Below are 22,808 nucleotides of genomic sequence, written 5' to 3' on the forward strand. Positions count from 1 at the left end.
CATTTTTTCGAAGGAACACACCATGAACCGCTTCCGCACCGCATTGTCCGTCACCGCCCTCGCCCTCGCCATTGGGCTGGCCGGCTGCTCCGCCGCCGGCACCGCTGCCGGCACCGGCACCAGCACCTCCAAATCGTCCACGACGTCCGGCACCGCACAGGCCGCGGTTTCCCTGGACACCCTCGCCGCCGACACCCACTACGACGCCGACGACCTCACCTGGGATGCGGCCGCCGAAGTAGCCGTGACCCTGGCGGACGGCGCCAGCAGCGTCGCCTCCGGAACGTCGTCGGACGCTGTAATGGTCGACGGCGACACCGTCACCATCAGCGCGGCCGGCACGTACCGCCTGAGCGGGTCGCTGTCCGACGGCCAGGTGGTGGTGGCCGCCGGCGAGGAAGACGTGGTGCGCATCATCCTCGACGGCGCCGACATCTCCAGCTCCACCGGCTCGCCGTTTGTGGTGCAAAGCGCCAACGAGGCCATCGTGTTCCTGGAGGACGGCACAGCCAACTCCCTGAGCGACGCCTCCACGTATGCGGACACCGCCGAGGACGCCCCGAACGCTGCGCTCGACTCGCAGGCGGATCTGACCATCGCCGGCACCGGCTCGCTGAGCGTGGACGGCAACTTCAACGACGGCATCTCCTCCAAGGACGGGCTTGTGCTGGCCTCCGGCAACGTCACCGTGAACGCCACCGACGACGGCATCGTGGGCAAGGACTACGCAGTCCTGCTCGACGGCGCCTACCAGGTCACCGCAGGCGACGACGGTTTCAAGTCGGACAACGAGGAGGACGAAGGCCGCGGCTGGGTCCTCATCAACGGCGGCACCCTGAACGTCAGCGCGGTAGACGACGGCATCAAGGCCTTCAACACGCTCACCATCGCCGCCGGCGTCACCACGGTTGAGGAGTCCGAGGAAGGCCTGGAGGCCCAGCACATCGTGATCTCCGGCGGCACTGCGAACGTCACCGCGAACGACGACGGCGTGAACGCCTCGGGTGGGGCCTCCACCTCTGCCGCCTCCGGAGGCGGGATGGGCGGGGGCGGCGGCGAGATGGCCGTAGGCGACTACACGGTGGACATCACCGGCGGCTCGCTGACCATCAACGCGCAGGGCGACGGCCTGGACTCCAACGGCAACGCCAGCATCTCCGGCGGCACCGTGGTGGTCAACGGCCCCACCAACTCCGGCAACGGGGCGCTGGACGTCAACGGCGAGCTGACCGTCACCGGCGGCACCGTGGCGGCGGCCGGCAGCGTGGGCATGGTGGTCACCCCGGGCACTTCCTCGACGCAGTCCGGCGTGCAGGTCACGCTCGGCTCGACCGTTCCGGCGGGCACCGTAGTGCAGATCGCCGATTCCGCGGGCAACGTGGTCAGTGCGTTCGTGACCACCAAAACCACTGCGTCCTTGGTGTTCTCCTCCGCCGCGATCACTGAGGGCGAGACGTACACCGTCTACACAGGCGGCACGGCCACGGTCAGCGCCGGGGTGGGCGAAGGTTCCCTGGACGGCGCCGATCAGGTGGGCACCGTGACGGCCGGCGGGTACACCGCATCCGAGGGCCTGGGCGGCGGAGGCGGCTTCGGCGCCCGCCACTAACCGCCCCCCACCCCGTTCAGACGCTCTCTCACTTAACGCAGGTTTTTGACCAACGCTCTCTCACTTTTTTCAAGAAAGTGAGCGAGCGTTGCGAATTAAGTGGCGTTAGGTGAGAGAGCGTCCGGGGGTGGGGAGGGGGCCGCGTTTTTTGGGTCCTGTGAGCTTTCCGGTTATCGGCGCATACTTGAACGCACAGGCCACGCCGTGGGAGGACACCATGAAGTTTCTCGGAGCACTGATTGTCATCTGGCTGATCATCGGAGGAATCGCCGCCTGGCAGCGCGGCTATTTCGGCGGGGCTCCAGGGTCCTGCGCCGCGGCGGGAACGGTGGCCGTGACCATCGTCGCCGGGCCCTTGAACTACCTGGGGGTCAACCCGCAGATCAACTGCGAGCTGCCCCAACCCACCCAGTAGCGCCACATCCTTGGTGCCCCGGCGGGCGGTCCCTAGAGTAGGGGATGCCGGGCGCTGGCTTTTGCTTGCGCCCGAAACTGATCCCGAAGCTTCGAAAGGACCTCCGAGATGGCATTCGTCACCGTTGGAACCGAGAACAGCACCGATATCGAGCTCTACTACGAAGACCACGGGAGCGGCCAGCCCGTTGTCCTGATCCACGGCTACCCGCTGGACGGATCCTCCTGGGAAAAGCAGACCACCGCCCTCCTGGAGGCCGGCTACCGCGTGATCACCTACGACCGCCGCGGCTTCGGCAAGTCCAGCAAGACCACCAGCGGCTACGACTACGACACGTTCGCCGCCGACCTCAAAGCCCTCCTGGAATCGCTGGACGTCAACAAGGCCGTGCTGGTGGGCTTCTCCATGGGTACCGGCGAGGTTGCCCGTTACTTGAGCACGTATGGCTCGGTCCGGGTGGCCCGCGCAGTGTTCCTCGGATCGCTGGAACCGTTCGTCCTGAAAACCGAAGACAACCCGGAAGGCGTACCGCAGGACGTTTTTGACGGGCTCACCGAAGCCGTCACCGCGGACCGGTACGCGTTCTTCACGGAATTCTTCAAGAACTTCTACAACTCGGACACGTTCCTGGGCACGCCGCGGCTCAGCCAGGAAGTCCTGGACGCCAGCTGGAAAATCGCCGCAGGAGCCAGCGCCACCGCATCAGTCGCCGCGCAGCCCACCTGGCTGACCGACTTCCGCGGCGACATCCCCCGGATCGATGTCCCCGCGCTGATTGTCCACGGCACCGAGGACAACATCCTCCCCATCGACGTCACCGGCCGCCGGTTCGCCAAGGCCCTGCCGTCGGCGGAGTATGTGGAGATCGACGGCGCCCCGCACGGGCTGCTGTGGACGCATGCCGCGGAAGTCAACGAAGCCCTGCTCGCCTTCCTGAAGAAGCAGACCGGATAACAAAAAAGAATGGAAGGGCCAGGCGATTTCGCCTGGCCCTTCCACTCTCAAAAGGCTTAGTCAGCTCAAGCCCTGGCGGCCTTGCCCGGCAGCGCCAGCTTGAAGACCTTCGCCCAGGACGATCCCACCTGCTTCAGCAGCGGACCTGTGGTGTACTTCAGGCCGTAACGCTGGCAGATCTCGCGGACCCGCGGAGCAACCTCGGCGTACCGGTTGGACGGCAGGTCCGGGAAGAGGTGGTGCTCGATCTGGTGCGACAGGTTCCCGGTCATCAGGTGCATGAACTTGGAACCGGAGATGTTGGCGGAGCCGATCATCTGGCGGACGTACCAGTCACCGCGGGTTTCGCCTTCCACCATTTCCTCGGTGAAGGTGTCAGTGCCTTCCGGGAAGTGGCCGCAGAAGATCACGGCGTGTGCCCACACGTTGCGGACGGCGTTGGCGGTCAGGGTGCCGTAGAGCGCCTGCTTGCCGGAACCGGTCAGCATGGCGACCGCCGGAGTGGCGGCGTAGTCCTTGGTGAACTGGGTGACTACCTTGCGGCCCAGGGCCTTGAGGTCCTTGACGAGCGCTTCCTTGGACTTCTTGCCTGCCTGGTACTCAGCAAGCTCAAGGTCGTAGATGGCGATGCCCCATTCGAAGAGCGGGGAAAGGATGGCGTTGTATAGCGGGTTGCCCAGGTTGTGGGGCTGCCACGGCTGGCTCTCGTCCATGCGCAGGAGGTTGTACCCGACGTCGTTGTCCTTGCCGACGACGTTGGTCCAGCGGTGGTGGAGGTCGTTGTGCGTGTGCTGCCAGGCGCGCGACGGGGTGACGAAGTCCCACTCCCAGGTGGTGGAGTGGATGTCAGGATCCCGCATCCAGTCCCACTGCCCGTGCAGGATGTTGTGGCCGAGTTCCATGTTTTCCAGGATCTTGGCGAAGCTCAGCAGCGTGGTGCCGGTGACCCAGGCTGCCTTGTTCTTGCTGACCAGCAGTGCCGCGCGGCCGGAGATCTCCAGCCCGCGCTGGATCTTGATCATGCGGCGGATGTAGGCGGCGTCGGAGGCGCCGCGCTTGGCCAGGATTTCGTCGCGGATCGCGTCGAGTTCGCGGCCCAGCTCAGCTACCTGTTCGTCGGTAAGATGCGCTGCGGCAGGTGGACGCACCAGGGGGCTGCCGGACTCGGCCAGCGCTCCGGGGCGCGTCTTTGCCGCCCCGGTGGGGGCGGTGCTGCTTGCGGAATCTTTCTTGCTTTCTGAAACTACTGACATGCGGTATTGCTCCTCAGAGTTCGAGGTTGACGGGTCCGGCGGCTGCCGAGACACACGTTTGGATTAGTTGGCCGGGTTCGCCGTGGATCTCGTTGGTGCGAAGGTCACGGACCTGTCCGGCCAGGAGCGGAGTCAGGCAACTGTGGCAGATTCCCATCCGGCAGCCGCTGGGCATCAACACCCCGGCGTCCTCGCCGACGTCGAGCAGCGGGGTGTCGCCGTCGGCGTCAACTTCCCGGTCCGACGCCTCAAAGGTGACCAGGCCGCCGTCGTGCCCTACACCCCCGGCGAAGGTGGTGTTGAACCGCTCAATCATGAGGTTGCCGGGATCGCCGGCGAGCGCAACATCGGTGCCGGGGGCGCCAGCGGTGAGGGACGCCTGCTTCCAGAGGGCCTCGGCGTCGTCGAGGAAACTGTCCGGACCGCAGGCGTAGGCGGCCCTTTCCTTCCAGTCCGGGCAGATCTCATCGAGCTCGGCCGTGTTGGTCAGGTCCATCCGGCCCTGTTCGCCGGTGTACCAGTGGGCCAGCCGGAAGTTGGGGAACTGGTCAGCCAGCTCGGCGAGTTCCTCGCGGAAGAGGCTGTCGCCGGGCGTGCGGGCGGAGTGCACCAGGACGACGTCGGCATCCGGGCGGCGGGGAACAAGGGTGCGGATCATGGACATCACCGGAGTGATGCCGCTGCCGGCGGTGACCATCAGGAGCGGCCTGGGATGCTCGGGCAGGACGAAGTCGCCCTGCGGGGGTGCCAGGAAAAGGACGTCGCCCGGTTTAGTGGTCCGGACCAGGGTTCCGGAAACAGCGCCGACGTCGGTGACGGTGATGGCGGGGTCCTTGCCTGCGGGGGCGCTCAGGGAGTAGGAGCGCCAGTGGCGGACGCCGTCCAGCTCAACGCCGATGCGCGCCCACTGGCCGGCCAGGTGCGAATGCCAGCCGCGGCCGGGACGGAAGAAGATGGTGGCCGACTGCGCCGTTTCCTGGACCACACGGGTCACCACTCCTCGCAGCTGGCGCGCGGAGAAGACAGGGTTGAAGAGCGCCAGAATGTCTTCCGGCGCCAATGGTGTGGTCAGTACGGAAGCCGCCTGTGCCAGCTGACGTAGCCGGATCATGCAGTAAAACCTAAAGCGGCGCGAGCCATATTTCTCTCTCCTGACCGTTCCGCAGTCACGCAGTCATAATGGGGAGCTTAGCCCCCAAAGCCCGCTACAAGCCTAACGGCTGTGGCTAATGGATGGTTCCTTGAGCAATATTAGTAAGGATGCTGACTAATTTCCACTGCAGGTCACGGGAATGGGCCGGACCGATGGCGGGGGGACGGTTGTCAGCGGCTGTCCCGGTCTTCGAATTCCTCGTCCAGGTCCAGGTGCCTGAACTCCGTCTCCGGGTTCGGTTCGCCCTCGGCCACGTACTCATAGTCCAGTTGCCGCTGCACCTGGCTGTCCAGAACCTGCAGCTCCCGGTCCGGGATGCTGGAAAGATCATCCGGGAACTCGTCTTCCGGTGTCAGGTGTAGTTTTTCGGACATGGTGAGCCTCTCTAGGCCGTGAGGAATAACCGGGCCTCAATGGCCCGCACCTTCTCAGGATATTCCCTTCCGGGCGAATCACCCAGCGGAATCGGCTCCGGATCAGGAACGGGCCGGGATTCAGCCGACGGCGGGCGCAATGTACCGGGCGATGTTTCCCAGCATTTTGGCATTGAAGTCAACGCCCAGCTGGTTGGGCACTGTCACCAGCAGCGTGTCCGCGGCCTGGACCGCGGCGTCCGCCGCCAACTGTTCGGCCAGGACATCCGGAGCGCCCGCATAGGTCTTGCCAAAGCGTGCCATAAAGCCGTCAATGACGCCCACCTGATCCCGGCTGTCCCGCAGCGCGCTGCCCGCAAAATATCTGCTGTCCTCGTCGTCCACGATTGGCAGGATGCTCCGGCTGACAGAGACCCGTGGCTGGTGGCTGTGTCCTGCCGCGGCCCAGGCCTCCCGGAAGAGTTGGATTTGCTCCGCCTGCAGCTGGTCGAAGGGGACGCCGGTGTCCTCGGTGAGCAGGGTGGAGCTCATCAGGTTCATGCCCAGGCCGGCGGCCCACACGGCGGTGTTGCGGCTTCCGGCGCCCCACCAGATCCGCTCTGTGAGGCCCGGCGACTGCGGCTGGACCGGCAACAGGCCAATGGCTCCGCCGGCGTAGCGCGGGTCCGCCTCGGCCACGCCGGCGCCGCTGATGGCGTGCCGGAACTGGGCTGTGTGCCGGCGGGCCATGTCTGCGGCGGTCTCCCCTTCGGCCGGTTGGTGGCCGAAGGCGGCGGCCCCGTTCCGGGCGGGCTCGGGTGAACCACGGCTGATACCCAGTTGCAGCCTGCCGCCGCTGATCAGATCCGTGGCCGCGGCTTCCTCGGCCAGGTACAGCGGATTTTCGTACCGCATGTCGATCACGCCGGTGCCGATCTCTATCCGGCTGGTCCGGGCGGCGATGGCTGCCAGCAGAGGGAAGGGGGAGGCCTGCTGACGGGCGAAGTGGTGCACGCGGAAGAATGCGCCGTCGATTCCGAGTTCCTCGGCCGCCACGGCCAGCTCAATGCCCTGGCGCAGGGCCTCGCCGGCGGTTCTGGTGCGGGAGCCCTGGCCGGGGCCCCAGTGGCCGAAAGAGAGGAATCCGAGGCGTTGCATGTATGGCCCAACCTCCCCGCGGCCGGCCGCATTCCCGGCTGGCATGATGAGCCTGTGAGTATTCCTGCTGAAACCGTGGCGATCGCCAAAACCACTGTGCTGTTCGTCCTGGCCGCCGTTGCCGAGATCGGCGGCGCGTGGCTCGTGTGGCAGTCAGTCCGCGAGGGCAAGGACTGGTGGTGGGCAGGGCTGGGTGTGATTGCCCTGGGCCTCTACGGTTTTGTGGCCACCCTGCAGCCGGATGCCCATTTCGGCCGGATCCTTGCCGCTTACGGCGGAGTGTTTGTGGCCGGGTCGCTGGCGTGGGGAATGATCTTCGACGGTTTCCGGCCGGACCGGTGGGACATCGCAGGCTCCGTCATCTGCCTGGTCGGCGTGGCTGTCATCATGTTTGCCCCGCGAAACGCGGGCTGACCCTGGGGACGTGACCTTGTTCGGAAACGCCCAGCGGAGGTAGCCCGTACCCGCGGTTGGGAGCACAATTGATCCATCCTTTGGATGTGGATGGTGATCAGCGATGGCCACAATAATTGTGGTGGGGTCCGCCCTTTTTCTGCTCCTTGGCCTGCTGGTGGTGGTGCTGTGGGGAGGCCGCAGCATCCGTGAGCCATCCGCCTCACGACGCCACCCCTCCACGGGCACCGGCGGGCAAGAGTTCCGGACTGACGTGAAACTGAGCGCGCTGCGCCGGTTCTTCTGGTGGGCCAACGTCGTGTCCTTTTCCGCACTGGTCTCGGCGTTGCTTGCCGCCTGGCCCGGCGGGCGGCTGGTCATGCGCATTTTGGCGGACACATCCCCCGCTTCCGCACAGGGCCGGCTAACGGAGGCCCAGGCATTCGTGGGAATTCCCAGCGTTGGGGGGACCATGGCCCTGCTGTTCTTCGGTGGCCTGCCGGCCGGCTTCCTTGCCGCGATCCTGTTCCCCCAGGTGCGCCGCTGGCTTCCACGCGGACGTCTCGCCGGACCGCTGTTCGGTTTGCTCCTCCTCGTGTGGGTAGGGTCCTTGATGGATCCCCTGCGCGCGGACAACATCGATTTCAACATCGTTGGACCCGGCTGGCTGTCGGTGGCACTGTATGCCGGACTTGCCCTCCTTCACGGCGCCGTCGTCGCTGCGGCGGCGGGTTGGTGGAGTGAGCGCCTTCCGCTGTGGGGCCCCGAAGCGGCTAAATTCTATGTTCCGTTGCTCGCTGGTGCCATCTTGTTTCCACCGTTCGCAGTCCTCGTCGTCATTGGGACCCTCCTCTTGTTCCTCTGGCTGAGCGTCGTTCCGGTTTCCTGGCTGAGATCCGCGCGGCCCCGCCGGACAGTGCCGGCTTGGGTGGGTGCCGGGGCGATAGTGCTGATCAGTGCCGCCGCGCTTCCTGTTTTCATCAGCGCCGTGGTTTCCATCTCGTCCAGGACCGGCTGACGCCAACGGCTAAACTGGCCCCGTGCCCAGCAACCAGACGCCGCCCAACGACCCGATGCCGCCGTCGCGCGGAAAGATGGCCGAACGGCTGCTGCCCGGCGGCACCGAGCCGGACCCGCGCTTTACGCTGGCCAATGAACGAACCTTCCTCGCTTGGATCCGCACGGCGCTGGCGCTTCTGGCCGGCGGCATCGCCATCGAGGCCTTCACCTCGGACCTGTTCCTGGAACCGGTCCGCAAGAGCCTGGCGGTACTGCTCCTGCTCCTGGGCATGCTGCTGAGCGCCGGCGCCGCAGGGCGCTGGATCCGCGTCGAACGGAGCATGCGCAACAAAACTCCACTCCCGCTGCCGCTCATTGTGCCGCTGCTGGCCGGCGCAGGGGCGCTGGCTGCCGCCGTCGTCCTCGTCTTTATCCTCTGGCGTTAGCCAGGTGGTCCACACCAGGCTTCCGGACCCCGGGCCGCACGGGGATCCCGGGCTCCAGCCCGAGCGGACCACGCTGGCGTGGGGCCGGACCATGATGGCGCTGGTGACGGTCAGCGCCATCTTCCTGCGCTGGCTGCCCCACCACGGCTTCCCCATCCTGCTGCTTTTCGCCGTATCCGCGGCCGCAGCGGCGGCCATCTACCTGACTCAGCGCCGGCGGTACGGCGCCAGCGCGCGGGGAATTTCGCGCGAAAGGGTCGACGCCGATACGTCCGCGGTGCTCTGGACCGCCTTTGCGGGTGTTGCGCTGGGAGCACTGGGGATCGGTGTGGTGCTGGCGGGCTGATTCAGCCGCGCTACGTCAGAACATCGGCAGCAGGAAGCCCGCGATCAGCGCCACCGCACCGATTCCGGTGAGCACACGGCCAAGCACGACGGCGGTCCGCCCCACCGCTTCAGGCGCTGCGGTCTGCCACTGCGTGGGGCGCTTGGGGTGGTAGTAGATCGGCAGGGTGTCGCCCACGGCCAGGTCCTTGATGTCGTGGGGTGACATCGGGGCGTGGTGGACCTGGTACTTGCGGTCAAACCAGCGGAAGCCCGTTCCGGTAGCGTCCGCGTAGACCACCGCTTCCGAAACGGTCCAAGGGTGCACAAACCGCCGAAGGATGCCCGAGTAGAAAAGCAGGGCAAGCCCCGGCGGAAGGCACAGCCAGGTCATCATTTCCAGGATGGGACCTGCCATTTCAAGCGCAGTGGGCATAGCAATGATGCTACCGGGAGTTTGCGCCCCCCAGCGTGCCCCTGCCCGGCGGAATCAGCCGATGGGCTCGGCCATCGGCTCCACCACGTACTGGGCATCCACGGTGGATCCTGTCGTGGGGTCTGTCATCTCCACTTTCCAGCTGCGGGCAAACTGGTTCACCCCGCTGGTCATGGCCACCGTGCCGGAAATGAGGACCGTCCCCGGCTCATTCAGGCCGCGCGCGGTCAACACCTCCAGCCAGTAGTCCGGGGGCAGCAGGGCTTCCAGCGAGCTGTCTTGGATCAGCGTGTCCGCGGTATCACCCTGCCCCACCCAGCCCTTCAGCGTGATCTGGTCCAGGTGGTCGCGCACGTCCTCCAGCCGCCACGCCTTGCGGCCCAGGACGTCCGGGCTGGCATTCTTGCTCCAGGCCACCCCATGGACCTCAAGCTCGCGGTCCGTGTGGTCGCACGCGACCGTCAGCAGCACGCCGTCGTCCGTGATGACCAGCGCCCATTCGGCTTCCCCGGAGGTCCGGGCATGCTGCACGCGGACTTCGGAAACCTGCTGCGCCAGGTACGGCGAGATCGGGTAGAGCGCCGGCGTGGTGGCGGGGCCCGGAACGCCAAGCTCGGCCAGTTCGGCAATGTGGGCCTGCACTTCCTCCAGCTCCCGCCCTGCATAACCGGCGTTCAGGAGGTGCTTGACCTGGACTGTCCGGGTGCTGCCGTCGGGAAGTTCGAAGCTCAGAGTCGTCATGTTCTGTCCATCCTTTGCGTGTCCTGCTGGAGAAATTTACAAACTGGAAACCGGAAACGGTGGCCAATGTACATCCAGTATGCGTAATGTATACATTTAACGCCAGCGTGACAGGCGTCACCCGTAAACATCTCGTGGAGGACAACACCCATGGCTAACGTCCCAGTTCCGGCTTCCGGCGCAGCGCCGCGTCCGGACAAGCCGATTCACCCCAAGGGCCTGTACAAGGCCTTCGCTGCCAGCCTCACCGGCACCGCCCTCGAGTGGTATGACTTCGCCGTCTACTCGGCGGCGGCCGCCGTCGTATTTCCCCTCGTGTTCTTCCCTTCATCCGATCCCCTGACGGGCACCATCCTGGCCTTCTCCACCTATGCCGTGGGCTACGTGTCCCGGCCTGTTGGTGGCATCATCTTCGGCCGCCTGGGTGACCGGATCGGACGCAAGAAGGTGCTGGTGACCACCCTGATGATCATCGGCGTGGCCACGGTGCTGATCGGTGTGCTTCCCGGTTACGACAGCATCGGCCTCAGCGCGCCGATCATCCTGGTGCTGCTGCGGTTCGCCCAGGGCGTGGGAGTCGGCGGCGAATGGGGCGGCGCCGTGCTGCTCTCCAGCGAATACGGCGACCCCCACCGGCGCGGCTTCTGGGCGTCTGCAGCCCAGGTGGGCCCGCCCGCCGGCAACCTTATGGCCAACGGCGCCCTGGCTGTCCTGACCCTCGCCCTGACCGAGGAACAGTTCATCGGTTTCGGCTGGCGCATCGCGTTCCTGGTCTCGGCCGTGCTGGTCGGCTTCGGCCTCTGGATCCGCCTGAAACTGGAAGACACCCCCATCTTCAAGGCCATCGAGGCCCACGGCGAACAGCCCAACGCCCCTGTCCGCGAGGTCTTCAGCACGGAACTCCGGCCCCTCATTGCCGCCACGCTGTGCCGGGTGGGCCCGGACGTGCTCTACGCCCTGTTCACCGTTTTCACCCTCACCTACGGCATCCAGACACTCGGCTACGAACGCAGCCAGGTGCTCACGGCAGTCCTGATCGGCTCCGCGTTCCAGCTCTTTATGATCCCGCTGGCCGGCGCTGTGTCCGACCGCTTCAACCGACGCATGGTCTACGGCACCGCGGCTGTGGTGGGCGCCGTGTGGACGTTCGTCTTCTTCGGCGTCCTGGGCGCCGACAACGAGCCGATGCTCATTGCCGGCATTGTGCTGGGCCTCATGGCGCACTCGTTTATGTACGGCCCGCAGGCTGCCTTCATCGTGGAGCAGTTCTCACCGAGGCTCCGGTCCACGGGCAGCTCCCTGGCCTACACCTTCGCCGGTGTGATCGGCGGCGCCATCGCCCCGCTGATGTTCACATTGCTGCTGGCGCAGTTCGGCACCTGGATTCCGGTGGCCATCTACGTGGCAGTCGCTGCAGGCGTCACCGCCGTGGGACTGGCACTCGGCCGCGATTCCAACACCGTGGAGGACGAGGACTACCGCCTGCTGCTGGAAGGTTCCGCGGCAGCGCGGCAGCATTCCACCACCGGCCAAGGCAACTGACAATCCCAGCCAACAAGGGCGGCGCTTAGGTGCGGAGCAGGATATCCCGGGTGACAGCAAGGTGATGGTCAATGGCCTCCTGCGCCTTCACGGCGTCGCCGGACACCAGGGCATCGAGGATGTCCTGGTGTTCGGCGCACACCTGTCCGCGCCGGTCTCCGGTGCGGAACAAGGCCGAAACGCCCACCAGGATTTGCCGGACATGGAGCTTGCTGTACGTTCGGGAGATGAGCTCATTGCCGGCGGCGTCGATCAGAAGCTGATGGAAGAGGGTGTCCAGCCGGATGAACTCCTGCGCAGCCTCCGCATTCAGCTGCTCGGGAAGCTGGGCCTGCAGGTCCAGGGTGTCCTGCATCGTTTTCGCAGGAACGCGGTTCTGTTCGATTACCAGGCGGGCGGCATGGCTTTCCAGCACACCCCGGAGTTCCATCAGTTCCGACATTTCGCGGCCCGTCACCGGCGGAACATAGGCTCCGCGCTGCGGAATCAGTTCCACCAGGCCGTCGGAGACGAGCAGCAGGAGCGCCTCCCGGACCGGAGTTCGCGAGACGCCGATCTCGGCGGCCAGCTCCTGCTCGTTCAGGAACTTCCCCTGCACCTCCGGGTCAACCAGGATGTTTTCGCGCAGGTACGCGTACGCCTTCTCGCGGCCGGACGCCGCCGTCCCCGAACTTTTTCGCATACATTATGTATACAACAAATTGGAGTAATTTCATGCGTTTAGCAGTGGCCCAAATCATCACCGGAGCCGATCTGTCCGCCAACCTGGAGCTCATCCGAGACTACGCCACGCGGGCCAAAGCCGCCGGATCGGAGCTCGTGGTGTTCCCGGAAGCCGCCATGCGCGCCTTCGGCAACAGCCTGAAGGACATTGCCGAGCCGCTGGACGGGCCGTGGGCCGCCGCCGTCCGCAGCATTGCCCAAGAGCTGGACATCACGGTGGTGGCTGGTATGTTCACGCCGGGCGACGGCGGCCGCGTGCGGAACACCCTGCTGGTCACCGGCCCCGGCGTCGAGACCTCCTACGACAAAATCCACCTCTTTGATGCATTCGGATTCGCCGAGTCCGATACCGTGGACGCCGGAACAGCCCCCGTGACCTTCGAAGTGGACGGCACCACGTTCGGCCTGGCCACCTGCTACGACGTGCGGTTCCCGGCACTGTTTACGGCCAATGCCAAAGCCGGCGCCCAGGTCAACATCGTCTGCGCCTCGTGGGGTGCCGGCGAGGGCAAGGCTGAACAGTGGGACCTCCTGGTCCGTGCCCGCGCGCTGGACAGCACCACCTTCGTGGTGGCCTGCGGACAGGGCGACCCGGCAAGCGTCGGCATCGCCTCCGCCGGCAAGGCTCCCACCGGCGTCGGCCACAGCGCCGTCATCTCTCCCCTGGGTGCTGCCCTGGTGGCCCTCGGCGGAGAACCGGAACTCGCCGTCGTCGACATTGACCCGGCCGTCATTGCCGAGGTCCGCGGCCAACTGCCCGTCCTGGTCAACGCCCGGACCTTCTGACCCGGCGGGGCCAGCCCCGCGGATTCTCCCCGCGGGGGCTGGCCGCCACGGCGGTGAGCCGCCGTTCACTTTCAGGAAACGTTGCCCTTTCAGCGTCCGACGGCGGCTTCTCACCACGTCCGCGGACCGGCGCCCGCCGTCGCTGGCATCGGAGTCTCAGAGCTTCCCGTCCCGGCGCCGTTCAACAGGTCCCGTTTACACGCCGGAAACATCACCGTCATGCGATCTTCACGTAAGCTGCCGGGCCGTAACATATCCGCAACTTAGCGAAGCGCAAACGGAAACACGCGGCGACAAATATTGATCGGGGGGATTACGCGGGCCAGGTAGGAAAGTCCCCGTACTCAGGATCAATGGAAGGGACCCACCGGTGGAGATCACTGCGCAACACGTCTGGATGATGATCGCGGCGGCAATGGTGCTGCTTATGACACCTGGGCTCGGTCTCTTCTATGGCGGCATGACGCGCGCCAAGGCAGCGCTGAACATGATCATGATGAGCTTCATCTCCGCCGGCATCGTGGGAGTTGTGTGGGTCCTATGGGGATACTCGATGACCACCGGCGAGGGAATCCTGGGCATCTTTGGCAACCCCTTCGCCAACTTCGGGCTGCAGAACCTCATGGGCTCCCCTGACCTCATCAAAGCAGGCTTCAGCGCTACCTTCGCCATCATCACGGTGGCCCTCATCAGCGGGGCCATCGCCGACCGCGCCAAGTTCAGCGCCTGGGCAGTGTTCGTGCCGCTGTGGGTCACGCTGGTTTATTGCCCCTTGGCCTACATGATCTGGGGCGGCGGGCTTATGAGCACCGGCGGAGCCATCACCGAGGCGTTCGGCCAGGTCATCGACTTCGCCGGCGGTGCAGTGGTGGAAATCAGCTCCGGGACGGCCGCCCTGGTCCTGGCGTTGGTGGTTGGCCAGCGCCACGGCTTCGCCAAGGATCCCAGCCACCGCCCGCACAATGTCCCCTTCATCATGCTGGGTGCGGCCATCCTGTGGTTCGGCTGGTTCGGGTTCAATGGCGGTGCCGCCACCACCGCGGAGCAGGCCGGCCTGATCTGGATCAACACCCTGGTCACCCCGGCCGCGGCCATGCTCAGCTGGCTGCTGGCGGAGAAGATCCGCCACGGCCATCCCACGTCCCTGGGCGCAGCCTCCGGTGTTGTTGCCGGCCTGGTGGCCATCACACCGTCCTGCGCCAACATCAGCCCAGTGGCCGCCATCGGCCTGGGCCTGGTGGCCGGTGCGGCCTGCTGCGTGTTTGTTGACCTGAAGTACCGGTTCGGGCTGGACGACTCCCTGGACGTGGTTGGAGTCCACCTCGGCGCCGGGCTCATCGGCACACTCGCCCTGGGCTTCGTCGCACTCCCCGTGGACGGCCAGGGCGGCGGCCTCTTCTACGGCGGCGGTCTCCAGCAACTGACGGCACAGACCGTGGCGGTGGTGGTCACCGTAGTGCTCTCCGGCGGTGTGACCCTGGTGATCGGCCGGGCCATCAACAGGACCATCGGGTTCCGGGTGAGCCACGAGTCCGAGATGGCAGGGGTGGATCTCTCCGAGCATGCCGAGACCGCCTACGCCTTCGGCGGGCTGGGTAGCCACTTCAACCCGCTGGGCCGCGGCGTCACGGCACCTGCTGCCGCTCCCGCCAAGGAAGACACCTTCGCCTGAGGCCACAGGGTTCAAAAGCGCTCAGTCGGCCAGGATCCGGTAGAGCGCGCGGCGGGTTTCGTCGAGCTTTTCCACCGCAGCATTGCGCTGTTCTTCCGTAGCGGCCGTGCGGAACTGATGAATGACCCCCATCAGCTTGCCCACACTCTGGTGGAAGGCGGGTCCGGATCCTTCCGCATCGCTGTTCCACGCGTTCTCCAGTTCCTCCGCATGCTCGGCCACGTAGGCCTTGCCGGCGTCGGTGAGGGTGAAGTCGGTCCGCCGGCCCTCGCTGAGGGGCGCAATGAGGTCCTCGTCCACCAACTGCTGGAGTGTGGGGTAGATCGACCCGGGGCTGGGCCGCCATGCGCCGGATGTTTTCTCCGCGATGGTCTTGATCAGCCCATAACCGTTGGACGGGGCCTCGGCCAGCAGTGACAGGATGGCCCACCGGACGTCCCCCCTGCTTGCCCGCCGGGGACCGGGCCCAAAGCCGGGACCGAACCCTCCGCCAGGTCCAAAACCGGGACCAAATCCGCCCCTTGGGCCAAAGCCCGGGCCAAACCCTCCCCCGCGGTGCCCGTGCGGTCCGCGGCGGCCCCTGCCGCGCTCAAACCGTCCGCGCTCGAACTGTTCCCGCCCGAACGGCGGTTCCAAAAACTTGTCGTCGTGAATGCCTTTCATGGTGGCATCGTCCCTTCGCTGTCTTCTTGAATGCTCTGGCCTTTGTTGATGGTTATCGGTCAACTACTCACCGACACTTAACGATATATCGGTATGTATCGCGTGACAAGACCAGAACACGACTATAGGGACGGAAAATACCGGCTTGGCATCAGTTGGTCCAGGATGTGGATGCAACAGGTGCAGCGGCGTATCCTGTTCACACGTCGCGAGCTTGAGGGCTGAACAATGGCGCAGCAAAAGAAACGCAGGCACCGGTTGGCCTCCACCCTGGGGAGGGTCATCGGATTCTTTGCGGCGAGCGCCATGTGCGGCGTCCTGGCCGCAAGCCTGGTGGTCCCCGCTGTTGCGACTGTCGGTTACGGAGTCAGCACCTCCATCAGCTACTTTGAAAATCTCCCCACGGAACTGATCGTCGCGCCGCCGTCGCAATCCACCAAAGTCCTCACCTCCGACGGCCAGCCGATCGCCACGTTCTATGCCGAGAACCGGATCAAGATCCCCCTGGACCGGATATCCCCCTATGTCCGGGATGCCATCGTGGCCATCGAGGACAGCCGCTTTTATGAGCACCCCGGCATCGACACGCAAGGGATCCTCCGTGCCGCGATCTTCAACCTGACGAATGCGGGCAGGCAGGGCGCCTCCACTATTACCCAGCAGTACGTCACCAACGTGATCAACGAGTCCTTCGTGTCCCAGGACAAGACCGACGAGGTGATCCTCAGCGGCCAGAAGAGCATTGGGGACAAGCTCCGGGAGATGAAGCTGGCCATCGCGCTGGAGAAGAAGTTCAGCAAGGACCAGATCCTCGAGGGCTACCTGAACATCGTGTTCTTCAACCGCGAGGCATACGGAATCGAGGCGGCGGCACGGTATTTCTTCAGCACCACGGCCATGGATCTCACACTGCCGCAAGCCGCCCTGCTGGCCGGGCTGGTCAACAGCCCCAGTTACTACAACCCCGCGGTCAATCCGGAGCAGGCCACAAGCCGCCGGAACCAGGTTCTTGCCGAGATGCTGGCCACAGGCAAGATCACCCAGGCGGACCACGACGCCGCCGCGGCCACGCCCATCGAGCTCAAGCTCAGCCCGGGGAAGCAGGGCTGCGCCCACGCCCAGATGGCACCCTACTTCTGCGACTACATTTCGCGCCTGATCCTGAACAACCCGGCCTACGGCATTACCCTGATCGAGCGCGAGCGGAAGCTGTACAGGGGCGGGCTCACCATCGTCACTACGCTGGACAGCCGGCTCCAGGCGGCGGCCCAGGCGCAGGTGGACGCCACCGCCGGGGCGAATCCCGACCGCTGGGGCGCGTCGCTGGTGTCGATCCAGCCGGGCACCGGGAAAATCCTGGCCATGGCGCAGAACACGGTGTTCCTGCCGGCCGAGGGCAGGTTCGATACGCAACTGAACTTCAACGTGGACTCCCGCGATCCGCAAGGCAATGACCTCAACGGGGCGGGCGGTTTCCAGCCAGGCTCCACCATGAAGCCCTTCACATTCGCCGAGTGGCTGAACGAGGGCAAGCCGCTGACGGGCATGGTGGACGCCTCCCGCCGGGTGTATCCGCTCGGCTTCCCGTGGCGCTCCAGCTGCGGAAAGGTACTCGGCGCCTACAGCACGGCGCAGAACAACCCTGAGCTGGGCGCCGCCGATGACCTGCAGAACGCCGACGAGGGCTACTACCGCGCCATGCCCGTGAACTACGGGCTGTACAACTCAATCAACACGGCCACCTTCGCCTCGGCCACCCAGCTCGATTTCTGCGGCATCCAAAAGATGGTGGACACCGTGGGGCTGCACAGCGGACTCGATGGCGCCCAGATCAACATGCATCAGCTTGGCAATCTCCTCGGGGCAATCGGCGTGGCGCCGGTCCATCTGGCCAATGGTTTCGCCACCTTCGCCAACGACGGCCGGTACTGCTCCCCCATCGCCGTGCTTGAGGTGACGGATGTGTCGGGCGGGAAACTCCCGGGCCAGACCAGCGAGTGCCGCGACGCCGTCAAACCGGAGGTTGCCCGGGGCGTCAACGCAGTCCTCCAGGACGTATTGAAGGTCGGCTCCGGTGTGTGGATTAACCCCAAAATCCATACGCTGATGCCCATTGCCGCCAAGACCGGCACCTCGAACAACAACGGCTCCACCTGGGTGGTGGGCTACACCTCGGGGCTGGCCACAGCGTCCTTCTTCGGCGATGCATTGGAAGGCCAAAACCGCCCCGGCCAGAACGTCACCGTCAACGGCCAGTTCTACCCGCGCCTTGACGGCTACATGATCGCCGGGCCGCAGTGGGTCAACTACATGCTCCAGGCCGCCCCTCTCTACCCGGCGAACCCGTTCCCGGCGCCGCCGGCATCCATGGTGGCTCCGCCGAAGCCGACCCCTGCCCCGGCCGCGCCGAGGCCTGCTCCCGCCCCTGCGCCAGCCCCAGCCCCAGCACCCGCTCCAGCGCCGGCTCCCCCGCCAGCTCCCGCACCCGAGCCACCTCCTGCCCCTGAACCCGCACCCGCCCCGCCTGCTCCGCCAGCACCGCCAGCACCGCCAGCACCGCCCCAGCTTCCGGACCCTCCGCCTGCGAACGGCTTCCCGGGAGGCAGGCGCTGAGATCCGACGACGGCGGGAGGCGCCGCCGTCGTCCGTTGCCCCCCGTCCGCTCAGCTACTCTCGCCCGCTCAGCTATGTGGTGCCGCGCCAGAGCCGCTGCCACCAGGAGCGCTGCGGCTCCGGTTCAGGCAGGGCGTCCTGTGCGCGGGCGGCACGGCGTTCGTGCCAGCGCGCCACCTCGGCGTCGACGTCCCGCGTTTTGGTGACGACGGGCGGGCCGCCCTGGAGCTGGCGGCGGGCGTCGATCACCCGGGCGTTGAAGTCAGCGAGGATGTCCCGGACCTGCTTTTCGGTGAACTGGGCATCAAGGCGGCCGTCCAGTTCGGCGTCTTCGGTGCGGAGCAGGATGGCTTTGGGGCCCAGCCCGCTGATGTTCTCGCGCTGGATCAGGCCCTTCACCCACCAGTCAGGATCGTAGGCCTCCCCCAGCCCGGGGATGGGCTTGCCGGCGTATTTGAGGTTGTCGAATTTGCCCTGTGCCATGGCGTCCCGGATCAGATACTCCGCCCGCTGGGCATCGTCCACCTTCTTGCGCTTGCCCCGGCCCTTCGCCTCCGCAGCCTCGAGTTCGGCCTCTTCTTCAGCGCTGATCCCCGCACCGCGGTAGGAGCGCACTTCTGCGGCCCGTTCCAGCCGGCGCTTGAAATACCCCGCCCCGCCGCTCATAGAATGCCACCGCCTCCGTGCCTGAATCGGGTCTTTTTTCCAGTATTCAAGCGTCCGCATCTGATTTCAACGGTGCCAATGGCAGCCGCTTGGAAGCTCAGGGGAACCCTACGGACGGCAGCTCCGCGGTTGAGACCACAACGGCGCCGCTCGCCGTCGAATCCGAGTTCAGCATCCAGCCCATCCGCTTGGCGCTGCTCAGGATCACGACGCTCTCCACGAGCTCGATCTGCGGGATGCGTTGCTGGAGGGCCAATTCGGCGTTCATCACATCGGCCAGCGAATTCAGCCACATGAGGATCACAAAATTTGTGCCTCCGGTGGTGGACGCGCTGAACCGGACAGTGCGGAGGCTGCGGAGTTCAGCGGCCGCGGCCTCGTGCTGGCCCGGCGGCACGTTGGCGAACCACTGGCAGCTCACCGGGTAGCCGGAGAGATTCTGGGCAATTTCACAACGGAAGGACAGCAGCCCGCTGGATACCACCCTGTTGAGCTGCCGCTGGACCGTCGCCGGGCTCCGGCCCAGGCTGCGCGCGATGTCCGCTGCGCTCGCTCGCGCGTCCCGCGCCAGGAACGGGATCAGATCCAGGTGGCTGGGCGGCAGTGGCGCCCCGGGTCTCGAGGCTGCCGAACCGGTGACTTCAGGACTGGCAACGGCCGAAAGCGCATTCTGCTTCGCCTTGTCCAAGGTATTGAGCCGCCACGCATGGCCAGCGGAGTGCAGACGGGTACCCAGCGAGGTCCGGTACTTCACCAACCCGCGGATCTCCTTGAACCGCGGAAGGACATGATCCGTGAACCGGGCCAAGGTGGGCGCTATGACCGTCAGCATGAGGTCCCTGTTGCTTGCCGCCTCTTCCACTGTGACCACCTCAGGGATGGCGGCGAGCGCCGCGGTCACCGCCGCGCGCAACCGCATTTCGCAATCCACGCTCACCAGTGCCAGGCACATCTTTTTGGGATCGCCGATCAGGTGGGCCGTCGTCCAGGCCGCCCCCGACAATCTCAGCCTGTCCCAGCGCGCAGCCAGCGTTGTGGCGTGCACTCCCAGCACATTGGCTGCATCCGACCAGCTGATCCGCGGCGCGACCTGCAGCACGTTGATCAGGGCAAGGTCTTCCTCGCTGAGTACCACTTCGCACGCTTCTATCTCTGGTGAATGAATCCTGCCGTATCCATCGTACTTTTGATTTTTTTCAGCTATTTCCCAGCCTGTGAACCACATCACCACACAATGGGATCAGGTCGCTGACCAAACGTTCAGAAATTAGGAGAGTAGATGTCAATCACCACCGATGCGAAGGATCTGCAGGCCGACCTTGGCCGGCTGCGTCACGAGCTGCATCAGGAACCGGAGATCGGCCTGGACCTCCCCCGGACCCAGGAAAAAGTCCTCAAGGCGCTCGACGGCCTGCCGTTCGAAATCACCCTGGGCAAGAGCACGACGTCGGTCACGGCCGTCTTGCGCGGCACCGCGCCGCACGCATCGGCAACGAAACCAGCGGTCCTCCTGCGGGCCGACATGGACGGCCTCCCCGTCCAGGAACGCACCGGCGTCCAGTTCGCGTCCAAGATCGACGGCGCCATGCACGCGTGCGGCCACGACCTCCACACCGCCATGCTCGCCGGAGCAGCCACGCTTCTGGCCGAGCGCCGGGACCAGCTGGCCGGCGACGTCGTGCTGATGTTCCAGCCGGGCGAGGAAGGCTTTGACGGGGCGGGCCACATGATCCGCGAAGGCGTGCTGGACGCGGCCGGGCGCCGGGTTGACGCCGCCTATGGGATGCACGTGTTTTCCGCCTTGGAGCCGCATGGCCGGTTCTGCACCAAACCGGGCGTGATGCTGAGCGCCTCGGACGCCCTCACCGTCACGGTTCTGGGCGCCGGCGGCCACGGCTCGGCCCCGCACGCGGCCAAGGACCCCGTCACGGCGGCCGCAGAAATGGTGACAGCCCTGCAGGTCATGATCACCCGCCAGTTCAACATGTTCGATCCCGTGGTCCTGACGGTGGGCGTCCTCCAGGCAGGCACGAAGCGCAACATCATTCCGGAATCGGCGCGCATCGAAGCCACCATCCGAACCTTCTCGGATGCCTCCCGGGAGCGGATGATGACCGCCGCTCCCACGCTGCTGAAGGGCATCGCCGCTGCCCACGGCCTTGAGGTGGACGTCGACTACCGTCACGAGTACCCCCTCACCGTCAACGACGACGACGAAACGCGCACCGCGGAGAAGACCATCGAAAACCTCTTTGGACACTCGCGCCTCACCCGCTGGGCCACCCCGCTCAGTGGATCCGAGGATTTTTCGAGGGTGCTGGCGGAAGTACCCGGGACGTTTATCGGGCTCAGCGCCGTCGCCCCCGGCGCCGACCACACCACCACCGCTTTCAACCACTCCCCATACGCCGCCTTTGACGACGGCGTCCTGTCCGACGGAACTGCTCTTTACACCGAGTTGGCCGTCTCCCGCATCGCAGCCTTGGCTTCGGCCCACTAAAACCCTCAAATCCTGGAGTACACAATGACCACAACTGCAGGCGTCCCAGCAGACGTCCAGGTTCACAAGTCCCACCTGCGCACCCTCGTCGGCACCGGCATCGGCAACGCCGTCGAGTGGTATGACTGGGCCATCTACGCAACCTTCGCGCCTTTTATCGCGAGCGCCCTGTTCAGCAAGGAGGATCCGACGTCGGCCTTCCTCGCCACGCTGGCGATCTTCGCCGTCGGCTTTGTCGCCCGCCCATTCGGCGGCTTCGTGTTCGGCTGGATCGGTGACCGGATCGGCCGCAAGACGTCCATGACGTTCGCCGTCGGGCTCGCTGCTCTGGGCAGCCTGCTGATCGGTATCGCACCGACCTTCGAAGCCGTCGGGGCCTTTGCCTCAGTCATGCTGCTGGTGGCCCGCCTGATCCAAGGCCTTGCCCACGGCGGCGAGCTGCCGTCGTCGCAGACATACCTCTCCGAAATGGCACCAAGGGAAAAGCGCGGCTTCTGGGCAACGCTCATCTACACCTCCGGCACCGTCGGTATCCTGGCCGGAACCATCCTTGGCGCCACCTTGTCCAACGTCCTGAGCAAGGCTGACATGGGCGCCTGGGGCTGGCGGATCCCGTTCATCATCGGCGGCATCATGGGCCTGTACGCCCTGATCATGAGGGCGCGACTGAAGGAAACCGCGGTCTTCGAGGCAGAATCGCCCAAGGAAAAGCACGAGCCGATGTGGCCGCAGATCTACCGGCACCGCAAGCAGGCCCTGCAGGTTATCGGACTGACCGTCGGCCTGACCGTGGCTTACTACATCTGGGGTATCGTGACGCCCAGCTACGCCGCGTCTGTGCTGAAGATGGACCGCGGAGAGACCCTTTGGGCCAGCGTTATAGCCAATGTACTGTTCATCGCCGCACTTCCGTTCTGGGGCAAGCTGTCGGACCGCATTGGACGCAAGCCCGTCATGATCATGAGCGCCGCCGGCGCCGCGCTGTTCCATTTCCCCATGACCTGGCTGCTGAAGGACTCCCCGTGGCAGCTCACGGTCACCATGTCCGTCATGCTGTTCTTCATCGCAGGAGCGGCCGCGATCGTACCGGCCGTGTACGCCGAGCTGTTCCCCACCAAAATCCGCACCGTTGGTGTGGGCGTCCCCTATTCCATCGCGGTTGCAGCCTTCGGTGGAACGGCACCGTACCTGCAGGCCTGGCTCGGCTCGATTGGGCAAGCCAACCTCTTCAACGTCTATGCGGTACTTCTGCTGGCCGTCAGCATCGCGGTTGTGTTCACCATCCCGGAAACGAAGGGCAAGGACCTGACGCACTGATCTGTTCCAGCCCGGCAAAGCTCCATGGTTGCCACTGTCAGGGCGGCCACAACGACACAAGAGACGCCGACGGCGGGAGGTCCCGCCGTCGG

Annotated in this window: 23 protein-coding genes; 13 read left to right on the top strand and 10 right to left on the bottom strand. The window is 65.7% G+C overall.

Annotated features, from left to right (window positions below; genetic code table 11):
• Positions 1-22 precede the first annotated feature (22 nt).
• The 3 genes from NG697_RS16645 (at position 23) to NG697_RS16655 (ending at position 2,978) form a co-directional block, all read left to right on the top strand.
• Complete coding sequence (locus NG697_RS16645) at positions 23-1,609, top strand: carbohydrate-binding domain-containing protein (RefSeq protein WP_252609726.1); 1,587 nt, start codon at positions 23-25, stop codon at positions 1,607-1,609.
• Positions 1,610-1,826: 217 nt separating this feature from the next.
• Positions 1,827-2,024, top strand: a complete 198-nt coding sequence (locus NG697_RS16650; protein WP_058931260.1) for a hypothetical protein — start codon at positions 1,827-1,829, stop codon at positions 2,022-2,024.
• A 108-nt stretch (positions 2,025-2,132) separates the two neighbouring features.
• Positions 2,133-2,978, top strand: coding sequence for an alpha/beta fold hydrolase (locus NG697_RS16655; protein ID WP_252614694.1), 846 nt, complete (start codon positions 2,133-2,135; stop codon positions 2,976-2,978).
• 65 nt (positions 2,979-3,043) lie between these two features.
• On the opposite strand, the gene NG697_RS16660 is transcribed toward NG697_RS16655, so the two are convergent.
• The 4 genes from NG697_RS16660 to NG697_RS16675 form a co-directional block, all read right to left on the bottom strand.
• Positions 3,044-4,231, bottom strand: a complete 1,188-nt coding sequence (locus NG697_RS16660) for a fatty acid desaturase family protein (RefSeq protein ID WP_252609722.1) — start codon at positions 4,229-4,231, stop codon at positions 3,044-3,046.
• Positions 4,232-4,244: 13 nt separating this feature from the next.
• Positions 4,245-5,342 carry a ferredoxin reductase gene (locus NG697_RS16665; RefSeq protein ID WP_252609720.1) on the bottom strand — a complete coding sequence of 366 codons (1,098 nt, stop codon included), beginning with the start codon at positions 5,340-5,342 and terminating at the stop codon, positions 4,245-4,247.
• Positions 5,343-5,554: 212 nt separating this feature from the next.
• Positions 5,555-5,758 carry a hypothetical protein gene (locus tag NG697_RS16670; RefSeq protein ID WP_252609718.1) on the bottom strand — a complete coding sequence of 68 codons (204 nt, stop codon included), beginning with the start codon at positions 5,756-5,758 and terminating at the stop codon, positions 5,555-5,557.
• Positions 5,759-5,878: 120 nt separating this feature from the next.
• Positions 5,879-6,895 carry an LLM class flavin-dependent oxidoreductase gene (locus NG697_RS16675; RefSeq protein WP_252614699.1) on the bottom strand — a complete coding sequence of 339 codons (1,017 nt, stop codon included), beginning with the start codon at positions 6,893-6,895 and terminating at the stop codon, positions 5,879-5,881.
• Between the two features lie 75 nt (positions 6,896-6,970).
• Here NG697_RS16675 and NG697_RS16680 point away from each other — a divergent pair, with 75 nt between their 5' ends.
• From NG697_RS16680 to NG697_RS16695, 4 genes are all read left to right on the top strand, one after another.
• Positions 6,971-7,309: a YnfA family protein gene (locus NG697_RS16680; protein ID WP_252600348.1), complete on the top strand. Its 339-nt coding sequence runs from the start codon at positions 6,971-6,973 to the stop codon at positions 7,307-7,309.
• A 103-nt stretch (positions 7,310-7,412) separates the two neighbouring features.
• Positions 7,413-8,306: a hypothetical protein gene (locus tag NG697_RS16685; RefSeq protein ID WP_252614700.1), complete on the top strand. Its 894-nt coding sequence runs from the start codon at positions 7,413-7,415 to the stop codon at positions 8,304-8,306.
• Between the two features lie 55 nt (positions 8,307-8,361).
• Positions 8,362-8,733, top strand: coding sequence for a YidH family protein (locus tag NG697_RS16690; RefSeq protein WP_256473053.1), 372 nt, complete (start codon positions 8,362-8,364; stop codon positions 8,731-8,733).
• A gap of 4 nt (positions 8,734-8,737) precedes the next feature.
• A complete protein-coding gene (locus tag NG697_RS16695) occupies positions 8,738-9,079 on the top strand; it encodes a DUF202 domain-containing protein (RefSeq protein WP_308293101.1) in 342 nt (113 codons plus the stop codon).
• 15 nt (positions 9,080-9,094) lie between these two features.
• Here the strand turns inward: NG697_RS16695 and NG697_RS16700 are convergent, their stop codons facing one another.
• Positions 9,095-9,493: a DUF3592 domain-containing protein gene (locus NG697_RS16700; RefSeq protein ID WP_252614701.1), complete on the bottom strand. Its 399-nt coding sequence runs from the start codon at positions 9,491-9,493 to the stop codon at positions 9,095-9,097.
• 54 nt (positions 9,494-9,547) lie between these two features.
• A complete protein-coding gene (locus tag NG697_RS16705; RefSeq protein ID WP_252614703.1) occupies positions 9,548-10,234 on the bottom strand; it encodes a DUF2848 domain-containing protein in 687 nt (228 codons plus the stop codon).
• Positions 10,235-10,384: 150 nt separating this feature from the next.
• On the opposite strand from NG697_RS16705, the gene NG697_RS16710 reads away from it, so the two are divergent.
• Positions 10,385-11,776, top strand: a complete 1,392-nt coding sequence (locus NG697_RS16710) for an MFS transporter (RefSeq protein WP_252614704.1) — start codon at positions 10,385-10,387, stop codon at positions 11,774-11,776.
• A gap of 25 nt (positions 11,777-11,801) precedes the next feature.
• On the opposite strand, the gene NG697_RS16715 is transcribed toward NG697_RS16710, so the two are convergent.
• A complete protein-coding gene (locus NG697_RS16715; protein WP_252600253.1) occupies positions 11,802-12,458 on the bottom strand; it encodes a GntR family transcriptional regulator in 657 nt (218 codons plus the stop codon).
• 32 nt (positions 12,459-12,490) lie between these two features.
• On the opposite strand from NG697_RS16715, the gene NG697_RS16720 reads away from it, so the two are divergent.
• Positions 12,491-13,285: a carbon-nitrogen hydrolase family protein gene (locus NG697_RS16720; RefSeq protein ID WP_252614706.1), complete on the top strand. Its 795-nt coding sequence runs from the start codon at positions 12,491-12,493 to the stop codon at positions 13,283-13,285.
• A gap of 370 nt (positions 13,286-13,655) precedes the next feature.
• The gene (locus tag NG697_RS16725) at positions 13,656-14,957 is read left to right on the top strand and encodes an ammonium transporter (RefSeq protein WP_252600251.1); all 1,302 of its coding nucleotides are present in this window, start codon (positions 13,656-13,658) and stop codon (positions 14,955-14,957) included.
• Positions 14,958-14,978: 21 nt separating this feature from the next.
• Here NG697_RS16725 and NG697_RS16730 read toward each other — a convergent pair whose 3' ends face one another.
• Complete coding sequence (locus NG697_RS16730) at positions 14,979-15,620, bottom strand: PadR family transcriptional regulator (RefSeq protein WP_252600250.1); 642 nt, start codon at positions 15,618-15,620, stop codon at positions 14,979-14,981.
• 228 nt (positions 15,621-15,848) lie between these two features.
• Here NG697_RS16730 and NG697_RS16735 point away from each other — a divergent pair, with 228 nt between their 5' ends.
• Positions 15,849-18,233: a transglycosylase domain-containing protein gene (locus NG697_RS16735; protein ID WP_252614707.1), complete on the top strand. Its 2,385-nt coding sequence runs from the start codon at positions 15,849-15,851 to the stop codon at positions 18,231-18,233.
• A 72-nt stretch (positions 18,234-18,305) separates the two neighbouring features.
• Here the strand turns inward: NG697_RS16735 and NG697_RS16740 are convergent, their stop codons facing one another.
• Both NG697_RS16740 and NG697_RS16745 read right to left on the bottom strand, forming a co-directional pair.
• Entirely contained in the window at positions 18,306-18,899 is a 594-nt protein-coding gene (locus NG697_RS16740; RefSeq protein ID WP_252614708.1) for a DnaJ family domain-containing protein, read from the bottom strand.
• Between the two features lie 97 nt (positions 18,900-18,996).
• A complete protein-coding gene (locus NG697_RS16745) occupies positions 18,997-20,034 on the bottom strand; it encodes an Lrp/AsnC family transcriptional regulator (protein ID WP_252614710.1) in 1,038 nt (345 codons plus the stop codon).
• A 144-nt stretch (positions 20,035-20,178) separates the two neighbouring features.
• On the opposite strand from NG697_RS16745, the gene NG697_RS16750 reads away from it, so the two are divergent.
• Positions 20,179-21,399 carry a M20 metallopeptidase family protein gene (locus NG697_RS16750; protein WP_252600246.1) on the top strand — a complete coding sequence of 407 codons (1,221 nt, stop codon included), beginning with the start codon at positions 20,179-20,181 and terminating at the stop codon, positions 21,397-21,399.
• A gap of 24 nt (positions 21,400-21,423) precedes the next feature.
• Entirely contained in the window at positions 21,424-22,716 is a 1,293-nt protein-coding gene (locus NG697_RS16755) for an MFS transporter (RefSeq protein ID WP_252614712.1), read from the top strand.
• Positions 22,717-22,808: the final 92 nt, after the last annotated feature.

This window comes from Pseudarthrobacter raffinosi (genome assembly GCF_023913835.1).
GTDB classification, from domain to species: Bacteria; Actinomycetota; Actinomycetes; order Actinomycetales; family Micrococcaceae; genus Arthrobacter; species Arthrobacter raffinosi.